At 67.7% G+C, this 15772-nt stretch carries 15 protein-coding genes; 6 read left to right on the top strand and 9 right to left on the bottom strand.

Going from position 1 to position 15772, the window contains the following annotated elements; translation table 11 throughout:
* Positions 1-6 precede the first annotated feature (6 nt).
* Positions 7-2601 carry an aminopeptidase N gene (gene pepN, locus CQ044_RS17830; protein WP_105689710.1) on the bottom strand — a complete coding sequence of 865 codons (2595 nt, stop codon included), beginning with the start codon at positions 2599-2601 and terminating at the stop codon, positions 7-9.
* Positions 2602-2815: 214 nt separating this feature from the next.
* Here pepN and CQ044_RS17825 point away from each other — a divergent pair, with 214 nt between their 5' ends.
* Positions 2816-3301 carry a hypothetical protein gene (locus CQ044_RS17825; RefSeq protein ID WP_105689709.1) on the top strand — a complete coding sequence of 162 codons (486 nt, stop codon included), beginning with the start codon at positions 2816-2818 and terminating at the stop codon, positions 3299-3301.
* Positions 3302-3351: 50 nt separating this feature from the next.
* Here the strand turns inward: CQ044_RS17825 and CQ044_RS17820 are convergent, their stop codons facing one another.
* Positions 3352-4140 carry an NAD(P)-dependent oxidoreductase gene (locus CQ044_RS17820; RefSeq protein ID WP_219844992.1) on the bottom strand — a complete coding sequence of 263 codons (789 nt, stop codon included), beginning with the start codon at positions 4138-4140 and terminating at the stop codon, positions 3352-3354.
* 133 nt (positions 4141-4273) lie between these two features.
* Here CQ044_RS17820 and CQ044_RS17815 point away from each other — a divergent pair, with 133 nt between their 5' ends.
* Positions 4274-4879 carry a GNAT family N-acetyltransferase gene (locus CQ044_RS17815; protein WP_105689707.1) on the top strand — a complete coding sequence of 202 codons (606 nt, stop codon included), beginning with the start codon at positions 4274-4276 and terminating at the stop codon, positions 4877-4879.
* Between the two features lies 1 nt (position 4880).
* Complete coding sequence (locus CQ044_RS17810; RefSeq protein ID WP_105689706.1) at positions 4881-5708, top strand: PaaX family transcriptional regulator C-terminal domain-containing protein; 828 nt, start codon at positions 4881-4883, stop codon at positions 5706-5708.
* Here CQ044_RS17810 and CQ044_RS17805 read toward each other — a convergent pair whose 3' ends face one another.
* Genes CQ044_RS17805 through CQ044_RS17795 form a run of 3 tightly spaced genes read right to left on the bottom strand, consistent with a single transcriptional unit; the run spans position 5709 to position 9188 of the window.
* Positions 5709-6587 carry an SMP-30/gluconolactonase/LRE family protein gene (locus CQ044_RS17805; RefSeq protein WP_105689705.1) on the bottom strand — a complete coding sequence of 293 codons (879 nt, stop codon included), beginning with the start codon at positions 6585-6587 and terminating at the stop codon, positions 5709-5711.
* Positions 6584-7864 (bottom strand): Gfo/Idh/MocA family protein, encoded by a 1281-nt coding sequence (locus tag CQ044_RS17800; protein ID WP_105689704.1) that lies wholly within the window; start codon positions 7862-7864, stop codon positions 6584-6586. Before CQ044_RS17800 ends, CQ044_RS17805 begins: the two co-directional genes overlap by 4 nt.
* A 46-nt stretch (positions 7865-7910) precedes the next feature.
* Positions 7911-9188 carry an MFS transporter gene (locus CQ044_RS17795; RefSeq protein ID WP_105689703.1) on the bottom strand — a complete coding sequence of 426 codons (1278 nt, stop codon included), beginning with the start codon at positions 9186-9188 and terminating at the stop codon, positions 7911-7913.
* Positions 9189-9322: 134 nt separating this feature from the next.
* On the opposite strand from CQ044_RS17795, the gene CQ044_RS17790 reads away from it, so the two are divergent.
* The 3 genes from CQ044_RS17790 (at position 9323) to menC (ending at position 12270) form a co-directional block, all read left to right on the top strand.
* Entirely contained in the window at positions 9323-10171 is an 849-nt protein-coding gene (locus CQ044_RS17790) for a PaaX family transcriptional regulator C-terminal domain-containing protein (RefSeq protein ID WP_105689702.1), read from the top strand.
* 126 nt (positions 10172-10297) lie between these two features.
* Positions 10298-11164, top strand: coding sequence for a hypothetical protein (locus CQ044_RS17785; protein WP_105689701.1), 867 nt, complete (start codon positions 10298-10300; stop codon positions 11162-11164).
* Positions 11161-12270, top strand: coding sequence for an o-succinylbenzoate synthase (gene menC / locus CQ044_RS17780; RefSeq protein WP_105689700.1), 1110 nt, complete (start codon positions 11161-11163; stop codon positions 12268-12270). The genes CQ044_RS17785 and menC overlap by 4 nt, the downstream gene beginning before the upstream one ends.
* Before the next feature lie 60 nt (positions 12271-12330).
* Here the strand turns inward: menC and CQ044_RS17775 are convergent, their stop codons facing one another.
* The 4 genes from CQ044_RS17775 to CQ044_RS17760 form a co-directional block, all read right to left on the bottom strand.
* Positions 12331-13236, bottom strand: a complete 906-nt coding sequence (locus CQ044_RS17775; protein ID WP_181158378.1) for an alpha/beta hydrolase — start codon at positions 13234-13236, stop codon at positions 12331-12333.
* 249 nt (positions 13237-13485) lie between these two features.
* Positions 13486-14556 (bottom strand): low specificity L-threonine aldolase, encoded by a 1071-nt coding sequence (locus CQ044_RS17770; RefSeq protein WP_105689698.1) that lies wholly within the window; start codon positions 14554-14556, stop codon positions 13486-13488.
* Positions 14553-15305 (bottom strand): SDR family NAD(P)-dependent oxidoreductase, encoded by a 753-nt coding sequence (locus CQ044_RS17765; RefSeq protein ID WP_105689697.1) that lies wholly within the window; start codon positions 15303-15305, stop codon positions 14553-14555. Before CQ044_RS17765 ends, CQ044_RS17770 begins: the two co-directional genes overlap by 4 nt.
* Positions 15302-15772 (bottom strand): DUF6421 family protein (locus tag CQ044_RS17760; protein ID WP_258133364.1); only part of this gene is annotated, 471 nt, incomplete at its 5' end. The genes CQ044_RS17760 and CQ044_RS17765, both read right to left, overlap by 4 nt.

The raw sequence follows: 15772 nt of genomic DNA, 5'->3' as shown, positions 1-15772 counted from the left end.
GCTCCTCTACATGCCCGCGGTCGAGAATGATTGCTGCTTCAGCACCGCCGCCTCGAGCCGTTGCGCCGCGAGAGCGCGCTCGACGTCCGCGAGGTGCTCCTCGATCAGCCGGCGGAGCCCGTGAGGAGCCTCAGGAGTCTCGTCGAGCCAGCGCCTCGTCGCCCGCGCGAGCTCGGGACTCGCCAGAGGGTGCGGGTAGAAGCCCTGGCTCAGCTGTTCTGCGACCACGTGCCCCCGCGACTCCCAGGCGGGGAGCATATCGGTGAAGAACCGCTCGGTGAAGGGCTCGAGCACCGACGCGTCCTCCACCTCCAGGAAGCCCTCGCCGATCGCCTCGATCATGAGATTCGACTCTTCGCCGCTTCCGAACGCCGCGGACCAGGCACGCGCCTTGTCCTCGAAGGAGGGAAGGGCCGCTCTGACACGCGCGGCTGCCCTCTCTCCGGATGCGGTGGGATCCGCTGCGAGCTGCGTGTCGATCATCGTCTGCGTCACACGCCCGCCGGCGGCGAGCGTGGTCAACAGCGTCCAATGCATGTCGGTGTCGATCGTGAACCCCGAGACGGTGACGGTCCCCGCACCCAGCGCAGCGATGACGTCGAGCTGGTCGGCGGTGACGGCGAGCTGGAGGAATGCGGTGCCGAACTGGAGCTGCGCATCGGATCCGGGCTGCGCCCTCGTCGCAAGCGCCCAGACCGCCTCGGCGGCATCCGCGCGAGCCCGGCGTCGTCCCTCCGGCGGCACGAATGTCGAGACGGCGTCGAACAACTGCCCGAGCAGCAGGCGCAGGATCCCCGAGTGCGTCTCCCCCGCCGCGTTCGCCAGCACGACCTGAACGAATCGCGAGGCGGGATACTCCGCGTCGCGCGTGGCATCCCACAGCGTCCCCCAGATCAGGGCGCGGGTGACCGGGCTCTCGATGGTGGCGAGGCCGCCTTCGGCGCTGCGGAGGGAGCGCTCATCCATCCTGATCTTGGCGTACGTGAGGTCGTCCTCGTTCAGGACGAGGAGGTCGGGCCGGGCGACGCCGACGAGTTCCGGCACCGCCGTGAGCGCGCCTTCGACGTCGATCTCGATGCGTCCGACCCGGTGGATCGAAACGCCGTCGTCGTCATACAGCCCGATCGCGAGGCGGTGCGGTCGCAGGGTCGGCTGGTCGTGCGACGCGGTCTGCCGGACATGGAAGGAGCTGAATCTCCCCGCTCCGTCGAGTTCGAACTCCGCGCGCAGAGTGTTGACCCCTGCGGTCTCGAGCCATAGCGCAGACCACCGCGCGAGGTCCCTCCCGCTTCGCGCTTCGAGATGATGGAGGAAATCGTGGAGTCCGGCATTCGCGTACTGATGTGCGACGAAGTAATCGTGCACCCCCAGGAGGAACGACTCGCGACCGACCCATGCGACGAGCTGCTTCAGTGCCGAGGCGCCCTTGGCGTACGTGATCCCGTCGAAGTTGTTCAGCACGTCCTCGAGGTCCCGCACTTCGCCCGCGACCGGATGCGTCGAGGGCAACTGGTCCTGCCGATAGGCCCAGGCCTTGTCCGATGCCGCGAAGGTGGCCCAGCCGTGGGTCCACTCCGCGGCCTCCACGCTCGCCAGGATGGAGACGTAGTCCGCGAACGACTCATTGAGCCAGAGGTCATCCCACCAGCGCATGGTGACGAGATTGCCGAACCACATGTGTGCGAGCTCGTGCAGGATCGTCACGGCTCGGCCTTCGCGCCGTGCTTCAGAGACCCGCCCGCGGAAGAGGAACTCCTCGTCGAACGTCACGGCGCCGGCATTCTCCATCGCTCCCGCGCTGAGCTCCGGAACGAACAGCTGGTCGTACTTCTCGAAGGGGTACGGGTAGCCGAAGATGTCCTCGAAGAACGCGAGTCCTTCCCGTGTCGTGGCGAAGACCTCCTCAGCGACGAGATGCTGTTCGAGCGACCTGCGGCAGAACACGCCCAGGGGAACCCTCCGCCCGTCTCGGCTCCGCCACTCGCTGCGCACGGCCGCGTACGGCCCCGCGATGAGCGCGGTGATGTAGCTCGAGACCACGGGCGTCGGTGCGAACGCCCACCGCGCGATGTCCTCGCCATCGCGGTCGCCGACGGGAACGGGGACGGGCGTCGATTGATTGCTGACGACCTGCCAGCGCGCCGGCGCGACGACGGAGAACTCGAACGTCGCCTTGAGGTCGGGCTGCTCGAAGACGGCGAAGACGCGCCGGGAGTCGGGCACCTCGAACTGGGTGTGCAGATACACCTCGCCGTCGACCGGGTCGACGAAGCGATGGAGCCCTTCTCCGGTGTTGGTGTACCGCTGGGTCGACTCGATCCTCACGTGATTCCGCGAGGCCAGGCGCGGGAGCTGGACGCGCGAATCCGCATACGCTTCTCGAGGATCGAGCAGACGGCCGTTCAGTTCCACGCTCTCGACGGAGTCAGCGATCAGATCGAGGAACGTCGCCGCCCCCGGTCGGCTCCCGAACCGCACATCGGTCACAACAGCGAAGGTGTCCTGCCCGCCGGTGAGGTCGATCTCGACGACGTAGCCGTCGACGCGGATGAGTTCGGCGCGCTCGTGCGCCTCGAGCTTCGTCAGATTCCGTCCAGGCACGCCCTGCTCCTCGATTGATCTCCCGTTCCGCGGGCTCGCGAGAGGCGTCCGCGTCGGGCGGGATCAGTCCATCGGACGAGGACGGCCTCCCGGTTTGGCCTCTCGTTACAAGATCAGGAGGTCAAGATCAGCGCAGCGGCCAACGTCGAGCGAGATCGCCGCCGCCCATCTATCTCTCGTTCTCCGCACGATCGTTCCCGATACAATCAATAGCATGAGCGCGACCACCCCCACCGACGAGACCGAGCTGCGAATGACCCTCGACACGAAGATCGTGATCTGGGTCGCCTGCGCAGCGCTGGGCGTCAGCCTCGGCCTGGCCTTGCCGTGGCTCCTGCAGAACATCGCCAGTTGGCCGATCCCCTTCATCGACCAGCTCAAGTTCCTGGGTTCCTTCGACGCGCCGATCATGGTCATCGGCCGTCCGGCGATCCTCGGAATCATCGGCATCGTCATCGCCTTCTTCATCACCTATCAGAGTGCGCGGCTGAGGATCAGCGACACTCAGATCACCATCACCGAGGGCGATGACTCCCGGCTGATCTCTCGCGACCAGGTCGGAGGGGTGTTCCGCCACGGCGGCAAGGTCCGCATCGAATCACCGGAGGGCCGGGTCCTGTTCGACGACGACGTCGAGGGGGGCAAGCACCGCATCGCGGCGGCCTTCCAGAAGCACGGCTACCCCTGGGAGGGAGCCTGAGCCCCCCCCCGGGCGCCGACGACTTCGGCCCGGCGATCGGGACTCTCTCGTCAGGGAGTGCGCATGCGGTCCAATGAATACTCGACGCTGGCGTAGGCCCCGCCCTGCGGCTGCCCGGCGGGAAGCTCGCCGAAGTCGCCATGCTCGGCAGCGTCGTCGACCGGTGCGTAGCCGATCGCCTCACCCGACGTCAGACTCCACCAATGCTGCGTGTTCCGGGAGACCGCGTAGAAGGTGGCGTGCTGCTGGGGAGCGGTCATCGCCGCTTCGAACGCACGGAGAGCGTCGCCTGGGCTGAGCCAGGTGCGCAGTTCTCGCGCGGATGTCGGCGCTTGTTCGTAGCTGCCGATCCGCATGACGATGGTACTGAGACCGAACTTGTCCGAATAGAGACGGCACAGCGCTTCACTGGCGACCTTCGACGCCCCGTAGAATCCGTCCGGACGAGGGGGCATGCCCTCGTCGACGACCGTGTCGGTGCTGTAGAAACCGGTCGCACGGTTGCTGCTGGCGAAGACTACTCGACCGACCCCGGCGCGTCGCGCGGCCTCGAGTACGTGGTAGGTCCCCACAATGTTGATCTCTGCGAGCTCGTGGAAGTCCGCCTCATCGGGGACACCACCCAGATGCACGACACCCGCACAGCCGGCGAAGGCGGCCTCCAGCGCGGCGAGATCGCGAACATCGCACTGGACGGGACGATCCGACGCGGAGACCGGTACGACCTCCGCGATATCGATCGACACGAGGTCGGTGTCGGGCAGAGACTCACGAAGGGCCCGCCCGATGGTTCCTGCGGCGCCCGTAACGGCCCAGCGTTGCCCCTTGAACGTGTTCACGGCGTCAACGCTAGCCAACGAAACCGACATCGGCTCCGCGCGGCCCCACCCATGTCACGCTTTCGATGCGTCCGCCGCTGAGCGGAATCTACCGTTTGAACTACGATCGTGTATCACTTGATAGACTTCATCGATGGAGCTCTCTGACGTCGCCATCACTGCAGGAATCCCTCGCGGACAGCGACCCCGCGTCGCCCGGCTCTACTGGCAGGCGTTCCACCGGAAACTGCGCCCGGCACTGAGCGACGAACAGCGAGCCGTCCCCTACCTCGAGTCGCTGCTGGCAGACGACCGCGTCGTCTGCGCACATGCGGACGGCACCGTCATCGGGGTCGTCGGGTTCTCCCTTCGGGGTCGCGCCGCCGTCGGGTTCTCCTTCGCAGAACTGCGTGCGCGATACTCGACCTTCACCGCACCGGTTCGTGCGCTGCTGCTCGGCGTCCTCGAGCGGCGCACGCATCCTGGGAGCCTGCTTCTCGACGGGATCTCGGTCGCGCCGGAAGCCCGCGGCCTCGGCGTCGGAACCGCGCTGCTCGCGCACGTGCGTCGGCTCGCACTCGATGAGAAGATGGACGCCGTGCGGCTGAGCGTCGTCGATACCAACCCTCGGGCGCGGGACCTCTATCAGAGGCTCGGCTACGTCGCGGAAGAATCCGCATCGATCGGCCCGCTCCGCAGGCTCTACGGATTCCGCACCGCGACCGAGATGGTCCTATCGCTCGAGGGGAAGAGGTCCTGACATGAGCGACATCCGTGTCTCACCGCGGGTCGTCATCGAGGCATGCTTCGACGAGAACGGGGTCGCCGAGCTCGCTTACGTCTATGACGTGGCCCTGGCGGCCGGACTGGCGGATCAGCCCGTCCGTCTCGCCATCCGTCGTCTCGAGGCGACGGGGCATCTCCGGCAGGAGGGGCGCGGGCGCAAGGGACGCCTCGTCCTCACCGACTCCACGCGTGCACGGGAGGACGCGAACGTCGGGTACATCGCGCTCGCCTACGCGCAGGATGCCGGCGACGCGCCGTGGGACGGGCGCTGGCGTCTGTACACCTTCTCGATACCCGAGCGAAACCGGTCGGAACGGGACGGCCTGCGCAACGCGCTGCTCCGTCTCGGTGCGGCGTCGCTCGCCCCCGGGGTCTACATCAGCCCGCACGACCTCGCCTCGAGCCTCGCCCACGAGACGGCGACGACGACCCTCGCGCGATATCTCATCACGGCGGAAGTCGTTCATCTCGGCGGGGCGGGATTCGGCGATCCCCTTGCCGCCGCCGAGACCCTCTGGCCCGCGAAGCCCCTCCTCGATGCTTACGCCCCTCTCGCGGAGGCGCTGCACGCCGCGGAGCGACAGAACGCCGACCCCGCCGATCCCGCGACGGAGACCGCGAGGGCCCTCGCTCTCGCCGAGGCGTTCACCGATGCTCTCGAACGCGATCCGCTGCTCCCTCCCGAACTGCGTCCGCCCGATTGGCCGCCCGCTCGACTGCGAGGGGAGTTCCGCGACTCGTGGGCACAGCACCGGAAGCGCAATCCCGGCCTATCCCTCTTCGCGGCCTACCCCGCCGACTAGTCACCCGGCGAATCGCCGCACGGGCATTCCGCGGTGGCCGGTACGGGCGGCGAAGACGCCACCGGCCTCCGGTTCGTCGCCGTCGCCCAGGCCCTGACGCGACGTCGTGATGAAGAGGATGTCGAGATCCGCGCCGCCGAAGACGCACGCGCTCACCTGCGTCACCGGCAGTTCGACGATGGTGTGCAGCCGCCCATCCGGCGAATAGCCGTGAACGGCGCCCCCTCCCCAGAGGGCGACCCATACCGATCCGTCGGCGGACACGGCGAGACCGTCGGGGAGCCCTTCGGCAGGCTCGATCTCCACGAAGCCACGGCGATTCTCGAGCTCACCGCAACGGTAGTCGAACACGTCGATGCGATGTGTGAGCGAGTCCACGAAGTAGCCTCGCGAGCCGTCTGGGGAGAAGTCGATCCCGTTCGAGACGGTGACGTCCGGCACGACCACCTCCATCCGAAGATCGGCATCGAAGCGGTACAGCGCGGATGCGCCAGGACGCGCGTCATACGCCATCCCCCCGGCGAGGAGCCGGCCATCGGGATCGACCGTGCCGTCGTTCATCCGCACGTCGGTCTCCGCCCAGCAGTCGACGCGCCGGACCGGGAACCCGTCGACGGAATCGGCGAGCGCGATGCCGCGCTCGACGGCGACCACGTATCCCCCGGATCGCCGGGGCCGCACGAATGCCGCGATCGGCTCGTCGAGCTGCAGCCTGGACACGCCGTCGGCCCGCAGCGTGAGGATCGCACCGGCATCGAGATCGACGAAGCGCAGACCGCCCCACTCCTCCGCCCAGACCGGCCCTTCGGCATGATGGGCGATCGGACCCGTGAGCGGAGCAGCCGCCACGCGCACCGGATCCGTGAGAGAGGAGCTCATCCGCCGAAGACCTTTCCGCCGTACATCAGTTCGTCCTGATCCGCCCAGACCTCCTCCGCGTACTCCCGTCCGGCGACCGGAGGCCGGACGTGCCCGAGCACGCTCGGGGCCGGCTGACCAGGACCCGCTGCGGCAGGGTCGGGCGACCAGTGGTCATCCTCGTAAGCCGCCCGCTCGGCCTCGTCGCGGAAGTCCGGCACGTCGATCGGGGCGCCGCCGCTCAGGGCCGACCGGTACGCCAGAATGCCGACTGCCGCCATGGTCACGCCCCGGTAGACGTCGAAGTAGGGCGCCGTTCCGGAGCGGACGGCATCCGCGAAGATGAGATTCATGAAGAAGTCTCCCCCGAAGTGGGTGCTCTTCGAGGCCTTGTCGTTGTGCTGCGGGAAGTCGGGCTTGTAGACCATCTCCTCGGGCACCCCGTCCGGCTTCTCCCAGGTCTCCCGCCACACCCGCACGCGGTCCTGCCCGTGATGGCCCCCGATCCGCGTGTTCTCCATCAGACCGCGGTTCCCGTGGATCCGCACCCAGTGTCCACCACCTCGCAGATCGTACTGCAGCAGCTTCACCAGGGCGCCGTTGTCCATCGTGAGGACGATCATCCCCGCGGTGTCCATCCGGCGGACCGTGCGCGCTTTCTCGGCATCGCCCTCGTCATAGGGCACGACGAAACCGGTCACGCTCTTCGGCGTGGTGCCCGTGATGTGCATCACCGGCGCCAGAGCGTGCGAGCAGTAGTAGGTGACGGGGAGCCAGTTGCGCCAGTGATCGACGCCCGGCGAGATGCTGTTCAGGAACTGCGCCGACATCGCGTGGATGTACTCGCCCTCGCCGTAGCGGAACTCCCCGACGGCGCCTTCGTCGTACAGCCGCTTCATCTCCTGGTTGAAGGCCATGTAGGGGTACTGCTCGGCGAGCATGTAGACGAGCCCGGAACGCTCGACCTCCCGCACGAGGGCGACACCCTCCGCCATCGTCATGCACGCGGCGGTCTCGCTCATCACATGCTTGCCCGCCTGGAGAGCCCTGATCGCGAACGGGGCGTGCTGGTGGAAGTAGTTGGCGAGGACGACGGCATCCATGTCGTGCTCGAGGAAGGCGTCGTAGTCGGTGTACGTCGCGACACCGTGCTCGGCGTTGATCTCGTCGAGCCGTTCCGCCCAGGTGTCGCAGAGCGCCACGAGCTCGATGCCGAGCTCCGCTGTGCTCTGTTCGATGAAGGCGAGGCCGCGGCCGATGCCGACGACTCCGACGCGGACGGTGCGCTGCTGTGTCATGTTCTGTGATGCCTTTCGATGTGCGAGGGGTCTGTGGTGCGGCGTCTCAGCGGACGCCTCGGATCGGGATGAGGGCGATGGCGGCGAGCCCGATGCACGCTGCGGCCACGGCGAAGAGGGCCGGGTACCCGCCGAACCCGCTGATGATGAGGGCGGCGACCGCGGGGCTGAGCGCCTGCGGGATGTTGGTGGCGATGTTCAGGATGCCGAGATCCTTCGCGGCGCTCGCGCCGCCCCCGGGGAGCACCTCGGTCATCAGCGCGGTGTCGCACGCCATGTACAGCCCGTAGCCGAAGCCCTTGATCGTGAACATCAACAGCATTCCGGTCATGTTCGGCATCGCGAGCGGTACGAGCAGCCCGACGATCATGATGCCGGAGGCGAGGTAGACGAACGCCTTCCGCCGTCGCACCCTGTCACTGACCCACCCGGCGACGCTCACCGAGAGGAGAGTGGTGACGAAGGCCGCCATGCTGAGGACTCCGACCTGGATGTTGGCTTCCCCGAGCGGCATCCCGATGAAGTCGGTGAGGATGAACAGCTGGTAGGTGAAGACCAGGAAGTACCCGAGGATGAAGAGGAATCGCGCGGTGAAGGCCCAGGCGAAGTCCGGATGCCGGAGAGGATTCACCCAGAAATCCGCGAGGAAGCTCCGCCAGCGGAAAGCGGTGAAGTCCACATCGGTGCTGGAGCGATCCTTGTTGAGGAGCACGAAGGCGACCGTCACGACGAAGACGCCCCCGCCGAACACCAGGTACCCGATGCCGACATCGGCCGCGATCCGGCCGGCGAGCACGACGCCGAGGGTGGCTCCGGCCAGCGTGCCGATGCCGACGGCCGTCGACGCCACACCGCGGCGCGAGCGCGGGAACCGGTCAGGGGTGATCGCGCTCAGCGGTCCCTGCAGGGCGTTGAGCGACACGAGCATCACCGCCCACACGATCGTGATCAGGAAGATGTCGTGCAGCGAGCCGAGGACGATGAGCGACAGCGCGCCGATGAGGGCGCCCGCGAGCATCCACGGTGCGCGGCGCCCGAGACGCGATCGAGTGCGATCGGAAAGCGCCCCCACGATCGGCTGGGAGAACATGGCGATGATCGAGGCGACGGTGGTGACGATGGCGAAGTTCGCCACCTTGTGCTCCTCGTCGATGTTCGCCATGTGATTGGGCAGCAGCACGGAGGTGAGACCGAGGTACGCCGCGAAGAGGACGAACCATGCCACGGTCAGCGAAGGCAGGAGGCGTCGGCCCGCGACCGGGCTGAGCGAGCCGCTCTGGTCTAGAGCCGCCACCGCTCGGGGTGCGGAATGGGAAGGTGCCACGGCGTACTCCTCTTCATCGAGTTCGGGCGATCGCCGATGATCGTTCCGATGAAGTAACTATCGCGCAACTCACCTTCTTGAGTCAATAGATAGTTTCATGAGTTCGGGGATGCACTCCCCCCTAGGCTGTTGCCGTGAGCATCCCCGACGTCGACGCCCCACCGGCACCCCGAACGATCGTCGAGGCATGCTTCGACAGCACAGGACACGCGTCGCTGCGCTTCGTCTACGATCTCGCCAGCACTCTCGGGGTCGACGATCAGCCCGTGCGCCTGGCGATCAGGCGCATCGAGGCCGCGGGCCTCGCCACGCAGGAGGGCAGGGGTCGCAACGGCGTTCTGGTCCGCTCCGGCGCCACGCCCCGCACGGATCCGGTCACCGCCGGCCGCCTCCGGCGCGCACTCGCCCTGGAAGACGAATCCGACCCCTGGGACGGCCTCTGGCGACTCACGGCCTTCTCCCTCCCTGAAGGACGACGAGCGGACCGCGATGCGCTGCGCTCCGGGCTCTCGCGCTTCGGTGGCGTGAGCATCGCGCCCGCCCTCTTCCTGTCGACGAACGACCCGCGGCCGCCCCTGCGTCACTACGCTGCGCTTCCCGACCCCGAGGTGATCGATCAGCTGATCGTCGCCGAGGTGACGCGAATCGACATCGCCGGTCTCGACGACCCCTCCGCGATCCTCGCCAGGTATTGGGACCTCGGTCCGGTGAGGGAGGCGTATGGCGCAGCGGATCGAGCACTCGCTCGCTTCGCTGCGATCGATGCCGCCGATGACCCCGTACGCCGGGCCGCCGACGCACTCATCCTGTCCGAGCCATTCGCGGCGGCCCTCGCGATCGACCCGCTGCTGCCGAACGCGCTGCTGCCAGCGGACTGGCCTCCCCGTCAGGTGCGTCGCCGGTTCGTGGAGGAATGGTCGCGGCTGACCCACGGCGCCCCCGACCTCGACCTCTACCGGCAGTACGCCGCAGAGACGCCCTGACGCGCGACGGATCGGACGGTCCTCCGCGCCGCCCCTCGCGGCGCTGTCGGGCAGGCCAGGGCGCACCGGAACAGGATGGTGCGCGAAGCCAAAGCCCTTCCGCCGGGTGACGAGCACGATGGTCCCATGCACACCGACGTCGAAGGCGGCTCCGCTCTCCTCCAATCGCAGACGGCCGCAGCGCGTGCCAGCGAGCTCGCCCGTGTCAGGGTCGTCGATGTCCACGAGATGGGAATGCTCGAGGAGGTCAACGACCTGCTCACCTCGATCTGGGGAACCACGACGCAAGGGGCGCCCATCCCGCTCGATGTCCTGCGCAGCATCAGCCACGCCGGCTGCTCGGTGACCGCCGCATACAACACCGACGGCGAGATCTGCGGAGCGGCCGTCGCCATCGTCTCGGCGGAGACCGCCTCCGCCTATTCGCTGATCGCCGGAGTGAGGGCCGGGCGGGCGGACTCCGGCGTGGGCTACGCCCTCAAGCAGCATCAGCGCTCCTGGGCGCTGGCCCACGGACTCGAGCGGATGGTCTGGACATTCGACCCTCTCGTGAGCCGCAATGCGCGCTTCAACCTGTCGAAACTCGGCGCCACCGTCGACGAGTACAACCCGAACTTCTACGGCACGATGCTCGATGACATCAACGCGGACGACGAGAGCGATCGACTGGTCGCGACCTGGACCCTCGCCGGCGACAGAACGGTCGCCTGCAGCGAGGGCGCCGCGCACGACCCTGCGCTTCCCGACTTCCGCTCTCATCAGGTCCGCAGCTTCGGACCGGACGAGAGACCAGCGGTGATCGAGTCCGCCGGCGTCCTCTGGTGCCGAGTGCCGCGGGACATCGTGTCGCTCCGCACGCAGCGCCCCGCGGAAGCACGCGAGTGGCGCCGAAGCGTCCGCGAAGCGCTGACCGACGCATTCGATGCCGGCTACACCGCCACCAGCGTTACCAGATCAGGCTGGTACCGACTCGCCAAAGGAGTCCATTCGTGAAGATTCAGACCATCGAGCTGCGCCGGGTCGCCCTGCCGCTCGTCTCGCCGTTCCGCACCTCGTTCGGGTCGGTGTCCGAGCGCGAGACGATCCTCGTCCGTGTCGCGACCCCGGACGCGGAAGGGTGGGCGGAGCACGCCGCGGAGCCGGGTCCGCTGTACAGCTCGGAGTTCCTCGACGGCGGTGAGCTCGTCATCCGCGATCATCTGCTCCCCCGCCTCGAGGCCATGGGCGAGGATCTCACCGCGGAACGAGTGGCAACCGCTCTGGCACCGGTCAAAGGGCACGCGATGTCGAAGGCCGTGCTCGAGACCGCGATCCTCGACGCACAGTTGAAGGAGACGGGAGTCTCGTTCGGACAGCACCTCGGAGCCGTGCGCGAATCCGTCCCCGCCGGGGTCTCGGTCGGCATCCTCGACAGCCTCGACGAGCTCGTGAACGCCGTCGGCGAGTACCTCGCACAGGGATACCGGCGGATCAAGCTCAAGATCGAGCCAGGGTGGGACGTGGCTCCCGTGCGTCTCGTCCGCGAGACCTTCGGCGACGACATCCTGCTGCAGGTCGACGCCAACACGGCCTACACCCTCGCGGATGCCCGCCACCTGGCGCAGCTCGATCCGTACGACCTGCTCCTCATCGAGCAGCCGCTGTCCGAGGACGACATCCTCGGACATGCGGCCCTCGCCGCGCTGATCCGCACCCCCATCTGCCTGGACGAGTCGATCGAGTCGGCACGCGATGCCGCCGCGGCGATCGCTCTGGGCGCCTGCAGCGTCATCAACGTCAAGCCGGCGAGGGTCGGCGGGTACCTCGAGGCCCGGCGCATCCACGACATCGCTGCGGCGAACGGAGTGCCGGTGTGGTGCGGCGGGATGCTCGAGACCGGAATCGGCAGAGCCGCGAACGTGGCGCTCGCGGGACTGCCGAACTTCGTCCTCCCCGGCGACACGTCGGCATCGGACCGCTATTACGCGCAGGATCTCACGGCACCGTTCGTGCTCGAGGACGGCGCCCTGCGGATCCCGACCGGCCCGGGAATCGGCGTCGAGATCCTGGACGACGTCCTGACGGAGTTCACGACCTCCGTCGAGACGATCCGGTTCTGAATCCGGGGAACCGACCTGCCCGTCCTCCCTGCGATGGCACGGAGGACGGGCGGTTCAGGCTCAGTCGAGACTCAGGAACTCCCGGATCTCCGTCGCCCGCGCTTCAGGATCGATGAGGTTGTAGCCATGGTTCTCCGCCAGGAAGCGGACGGTCACGGTGTCCGAGACGCGATTCAGATCGTTCAGATCGCGGCGCAGGCCCTGGTTGTACGCCGTCATCATCTCGAGCGTCTCGCCTTCGATGCCTGCCGTGTCCTCGCACCTGTGCAGCAGGAACGGCACATCGACTCGGGCGAAGATGTCCATCCAGTCGAGGCTCGTGAGCACCTGCATCATCTCGCTCAGCCGATCGCGGCTCATCGAGAGCGTCGGCCGGCCGTGATCGTCCGACCGGAGCGACCGCGCGAGCGCTGTCACCTCCCTGGAGACCGGAAGCCCGTACGCAGCGGCCTGTGTCGCCTGGGCCGTGACGATGGCCGTGATCGTCTCCGGTTCGAGCGATCCGTCCGGCCAGGACGAGATCGCGGCGTCGAGACTGGTCCGCAGATACTCGGAGGCGACGTCGGGGGCGATCCCCACGTACTGCTCCGGGCGGCCGGAACCGTAGCCGTCCATGTTGATCACTCCGGAGACCCCGCCGCGGCGCACCGCGTACAGCGCGGCGACCATGCCGCCGAGCGAATGTCCGACCAGGACAGGCGCATCCAGCCCCATGATGTCGATGACGCGGCCGACGTCGTCGAGGACAGCGTCCCAGGTCCACGGGCCCTCGCCGGATCGCCCGTGGTTGCGGAAGTCCATCGCGACGAGCCTGGAGCCCTTCCCGAGCAGGTCCGGGTAGGGACTCCAATCCTCGAGGTTGCGCAGGGCGCCGTGCAGGAGCAGCATAGGCGCTCCCGCTCCGCCGTAGTCGCGCACGCTGATCGGACAGTCGCCCGTGATCGTCGTCTCGTGGAAGCTGCTCATCGGTTGGTCTCTCCTTCGGGCGTGATGCGACCGGGACGGTGCCACAGGGGCGGGGCGGCCGATCTCAGTATTCGACGCAACCGATCGCCGCGGACTGCTGACGAGGACCATTCGAATGGACCTTGTCCGTCGGAACCGACAACATCGACGCAGAACCACGCCCGCCGCCGGTTGCAGAACGAGCGGGGATCGATGAACGGCACGAGATCCGGAGAACTCGTGACCGGCGCGCACATGCCGACTCCGTCCTCAGGCGACGAGTTCGGACGTCAAGGCCTCGACGAAATCGTCGATGTCCTCGGCCTCGGTGTCGAAACCGCACATCCAACGGACCTCGCCCCGGGCGGCGTCCCAGTCGTAGAACGGGAACCGGCCCCGCAGTCGCTCGGCGACCGCGGCCGGCAGGCTCGCGAACACCGCGTTCGACTGGGTCGGCTGGGTGAACTCCACTCCGGGCAGCATGCCGGCATCGATCCCTGTCTCCAGCGCATGGCGGAGTCGAGCAGCCATCGCGTTCGACCGGCGGGCATTCCGCAGGAAGAGATCGCCCTCCAGCAGCGCGAGCAGTTGCGCCGAGACGAACCTCATCTTCGACGCCAGCTGCATGTTGGACTTGCGCAGATAGTCGAGGCCGTACGACGCGTCGGGATCCAGCACGACGATCGCCTCGCCGAACATCATCCCGTTCTTCGTGCCCCCGAAGCTCAGGACGTCGACTCCGGCATCCGTGGTGAACGCTCGCAACGGCGCGTCGAGGGCGGCCGCCGCATTCGAGGCACGCGCGCCGTCCATGTGCACTCGCATGCCGAGCTCATGCGCCTGCCGGGTGATCGCTCGGATCTCTTCGACGGTGTACAGGGTGCCGATCTCCGTGGTCTGCGTGATCGACACGACGAGCGGCTGCGCCCGATGCACATCGCCCCACCCCCACGCTTCGGACGCGACCAGTTCGGGGGTGAGTTTCCCATCCGGGCACTCGACAGGGAGGAGCTTGAGTCCGCCGATCCGCTCCGGTGCGCCGTTCTCATCCGTGTGGATGTGGGCGACGCTCGAACAGATGACGGCTCCCCAGCGCGGCAGCATCGACTGGAGTGCGGTCACGTTGGATCCGGTTCCGTTGAAGACCGGATACGCGAGGGCATCATCACCGAAGTGCGTGCGGAAGACTGCGGCGAGCCGGTCGGTGTAGACATCCGCGCCATAGGCGGTCTGGTGACCGCCGTTCGCGCGCGCGAGCGCGTCCATGACCTCGGGGTGCACCCCCGAATAGTTGTCCGACGCGAATCCCCGTCTCGTCCGGTCGTGCGACACCCCGGTCATCGCTGCGCACCCGTCTTGCCTGCGGTGTCGTCGTAGAGCGCGATGCGCGCCCCGTTCATCGTCCCCGTCTCGGTCCACAGGCCTGCGATCGCGTCCGCGAGATCATCGACGTCGGTGTGCCCCGGGAACCGCCGCTCCGGTGCCGCCGCACGCATCGCGTCATCCACGAGCGCCTTGACGACGAAGATCGTGGCCGAAGACTCCCCACCGCCCACGTCGATACGGGCATCGCTTCGGAAGCCGTCTGCGACGCTGAGCGCCCAGGCCTCCGTCGCGGCTTTCGCGGCGGAGTACGACGCGGAAGCAGCTGTCGGCGACTGCACCGACACTGCGGAAACGATCGCGAGCCGACCCGCATCCGACGCCACGAGGTCGTCGTAGAACGCACGGGTCGTGTTGCGGAGTGTTCCGATCATGACGCTGTTGAAGAAGTCCCAGTCCTCGTCGCTCTGGCTCACGATGCCCTTCGCGCCTCGCCACCCGCCGACCAGGTGGACGAGACCGTCGATCGGCCCGAGACGCGCGCGGACGGTCGTGGCCATGTCGGTCACCTCCTCCCTTGAGGTGAGGTCGCAGCTGAGGGTGAGCGCCTCCGGAAACGCCGCCCGGAACTGCTCGAGCAGGTTCGGGATGTTCCCGACACCGACCACTCGTGCGCCATGGCGGATCAGCGTCCTCGCCACGGCGAGTCCCGATGGACTCGTCGCTCCCGCGATGACGACGACTCGACCCCGCAGAGCGCCACTCATTCCGACTCCCCCGTGATGCCCGACGTCGATTCGATGATGGGTTTCATCTTCTTGTCCAGCGTCTCGAAGAACATCGAGAGCGGGAACTCGTCGTCCAGCACGGCGTCGGTGTAGCCCTTGGGAGCGCCGGCGAGGATCTCGTCCGACAGGCCGCGAGCCCACTGCGACGCCGGGTGCGGCGTGAGCGTGCCGCGGACCAGCTCATAGGCGGCGAGCCAGTGGGCGACCTTCGGCCGGTCGATCGAGTGCCAGTACAGGTCGTCGATCGCATCTCCCAGGGCCACCACGGCGTCCGGCACGTTCTCCCAGTCGAACGCGAGCGCGGTGTCGGTCCAGTGCAGCACGCCCCGCTGGTGCAGCCACGCGAACAGCAGCTGCCCGCCGACGGCGTCGTAGTTGCGGGTGCGGTTGCCGGTGATCGAGAAGCGGAAGATGCGGTCGAAGATCACCGCGTACTGCACGAGGTG

The sequence above is a fragment of the Microbacterium sp. MYb64 genome (genome assembly GCF_002979495.1).
Classification (GTDB): domain Bacteria; phylum Actinomycetota; class Actinomycetes; order Actinomycetales; family Microbacteriaceae; genus Microbacterium; species Microbacterium azadirachtae_A.
This window is presented reverse-complemented; position numbering and strand designations above follow the sequence as displayed.

Bases quoted from the DNA above. Each gene is read 5' to 3' on its own strand.
- CQ044_RS17770 (WP_105689698.1), bottom strand. From the start codon at position 14,556: ATGACCGGGGTGTCGCACGACCGGACGAGACGGGGATTCGCGTCGGAC.
- CQ044_RS17825 (WP_105689709.1), top strand. From the start codon at position 2,816: ATGAGCGCGACCACCCCCACCGACGAGACCGAGCTGCGAATGACCCTC.
- CQ044_RS17815 (WP_105689707.1), top strand. From the start codon at position 4,274: ATGGAGCTCTCTGACGTCGCCATCACTGCAGGAATCCCTCGCGGACAG.
- CQ044_RS17775 (WP_181158378.1), bottom strand. From the start codon at position 13,236: ATGAGCAGCTTCCACGAGACGACGATCACGGGCGACTGTCCGATCAGC.
- CQ044_RS17785 (WP_105689701.1), top strand. From the start codon at position 10,298: ATGCACACCGACGTCGAAGGCGGCTCCGCTCTCCTCCAATCGCAGACG.
- CQ044_RS17810 (WP_105689706.1), top strand. From the start codon at position 4,881: ATGAGCGACATCCGTGTCTCACCGCGGGTCGTCATCGAGGCATGCTTC.
- CQ044_RS17805 (WP_105689705.1), bottom strand. From the start codon at position 6,587: ATGAGCTCCTCTCTCACGGATCCGGTGCGCGTGGCGGCTGCTCCGCTC.
- CQ044_RS17765 (WP_105689697.1), bottom strand. From the start codon at position 15,305: ATGAGTGGCGCTCTGCGGGGTCGAGTCGTCGTCATCGCGGGAGCGACG.
- CQ044_RS17800 (WP_105689704.1), bottom strand. From the start codon at position 7,864: ATGACACAGCAGCGCACCGTCCGCGTCGGAGTCGTCGGCATCGGCCGC.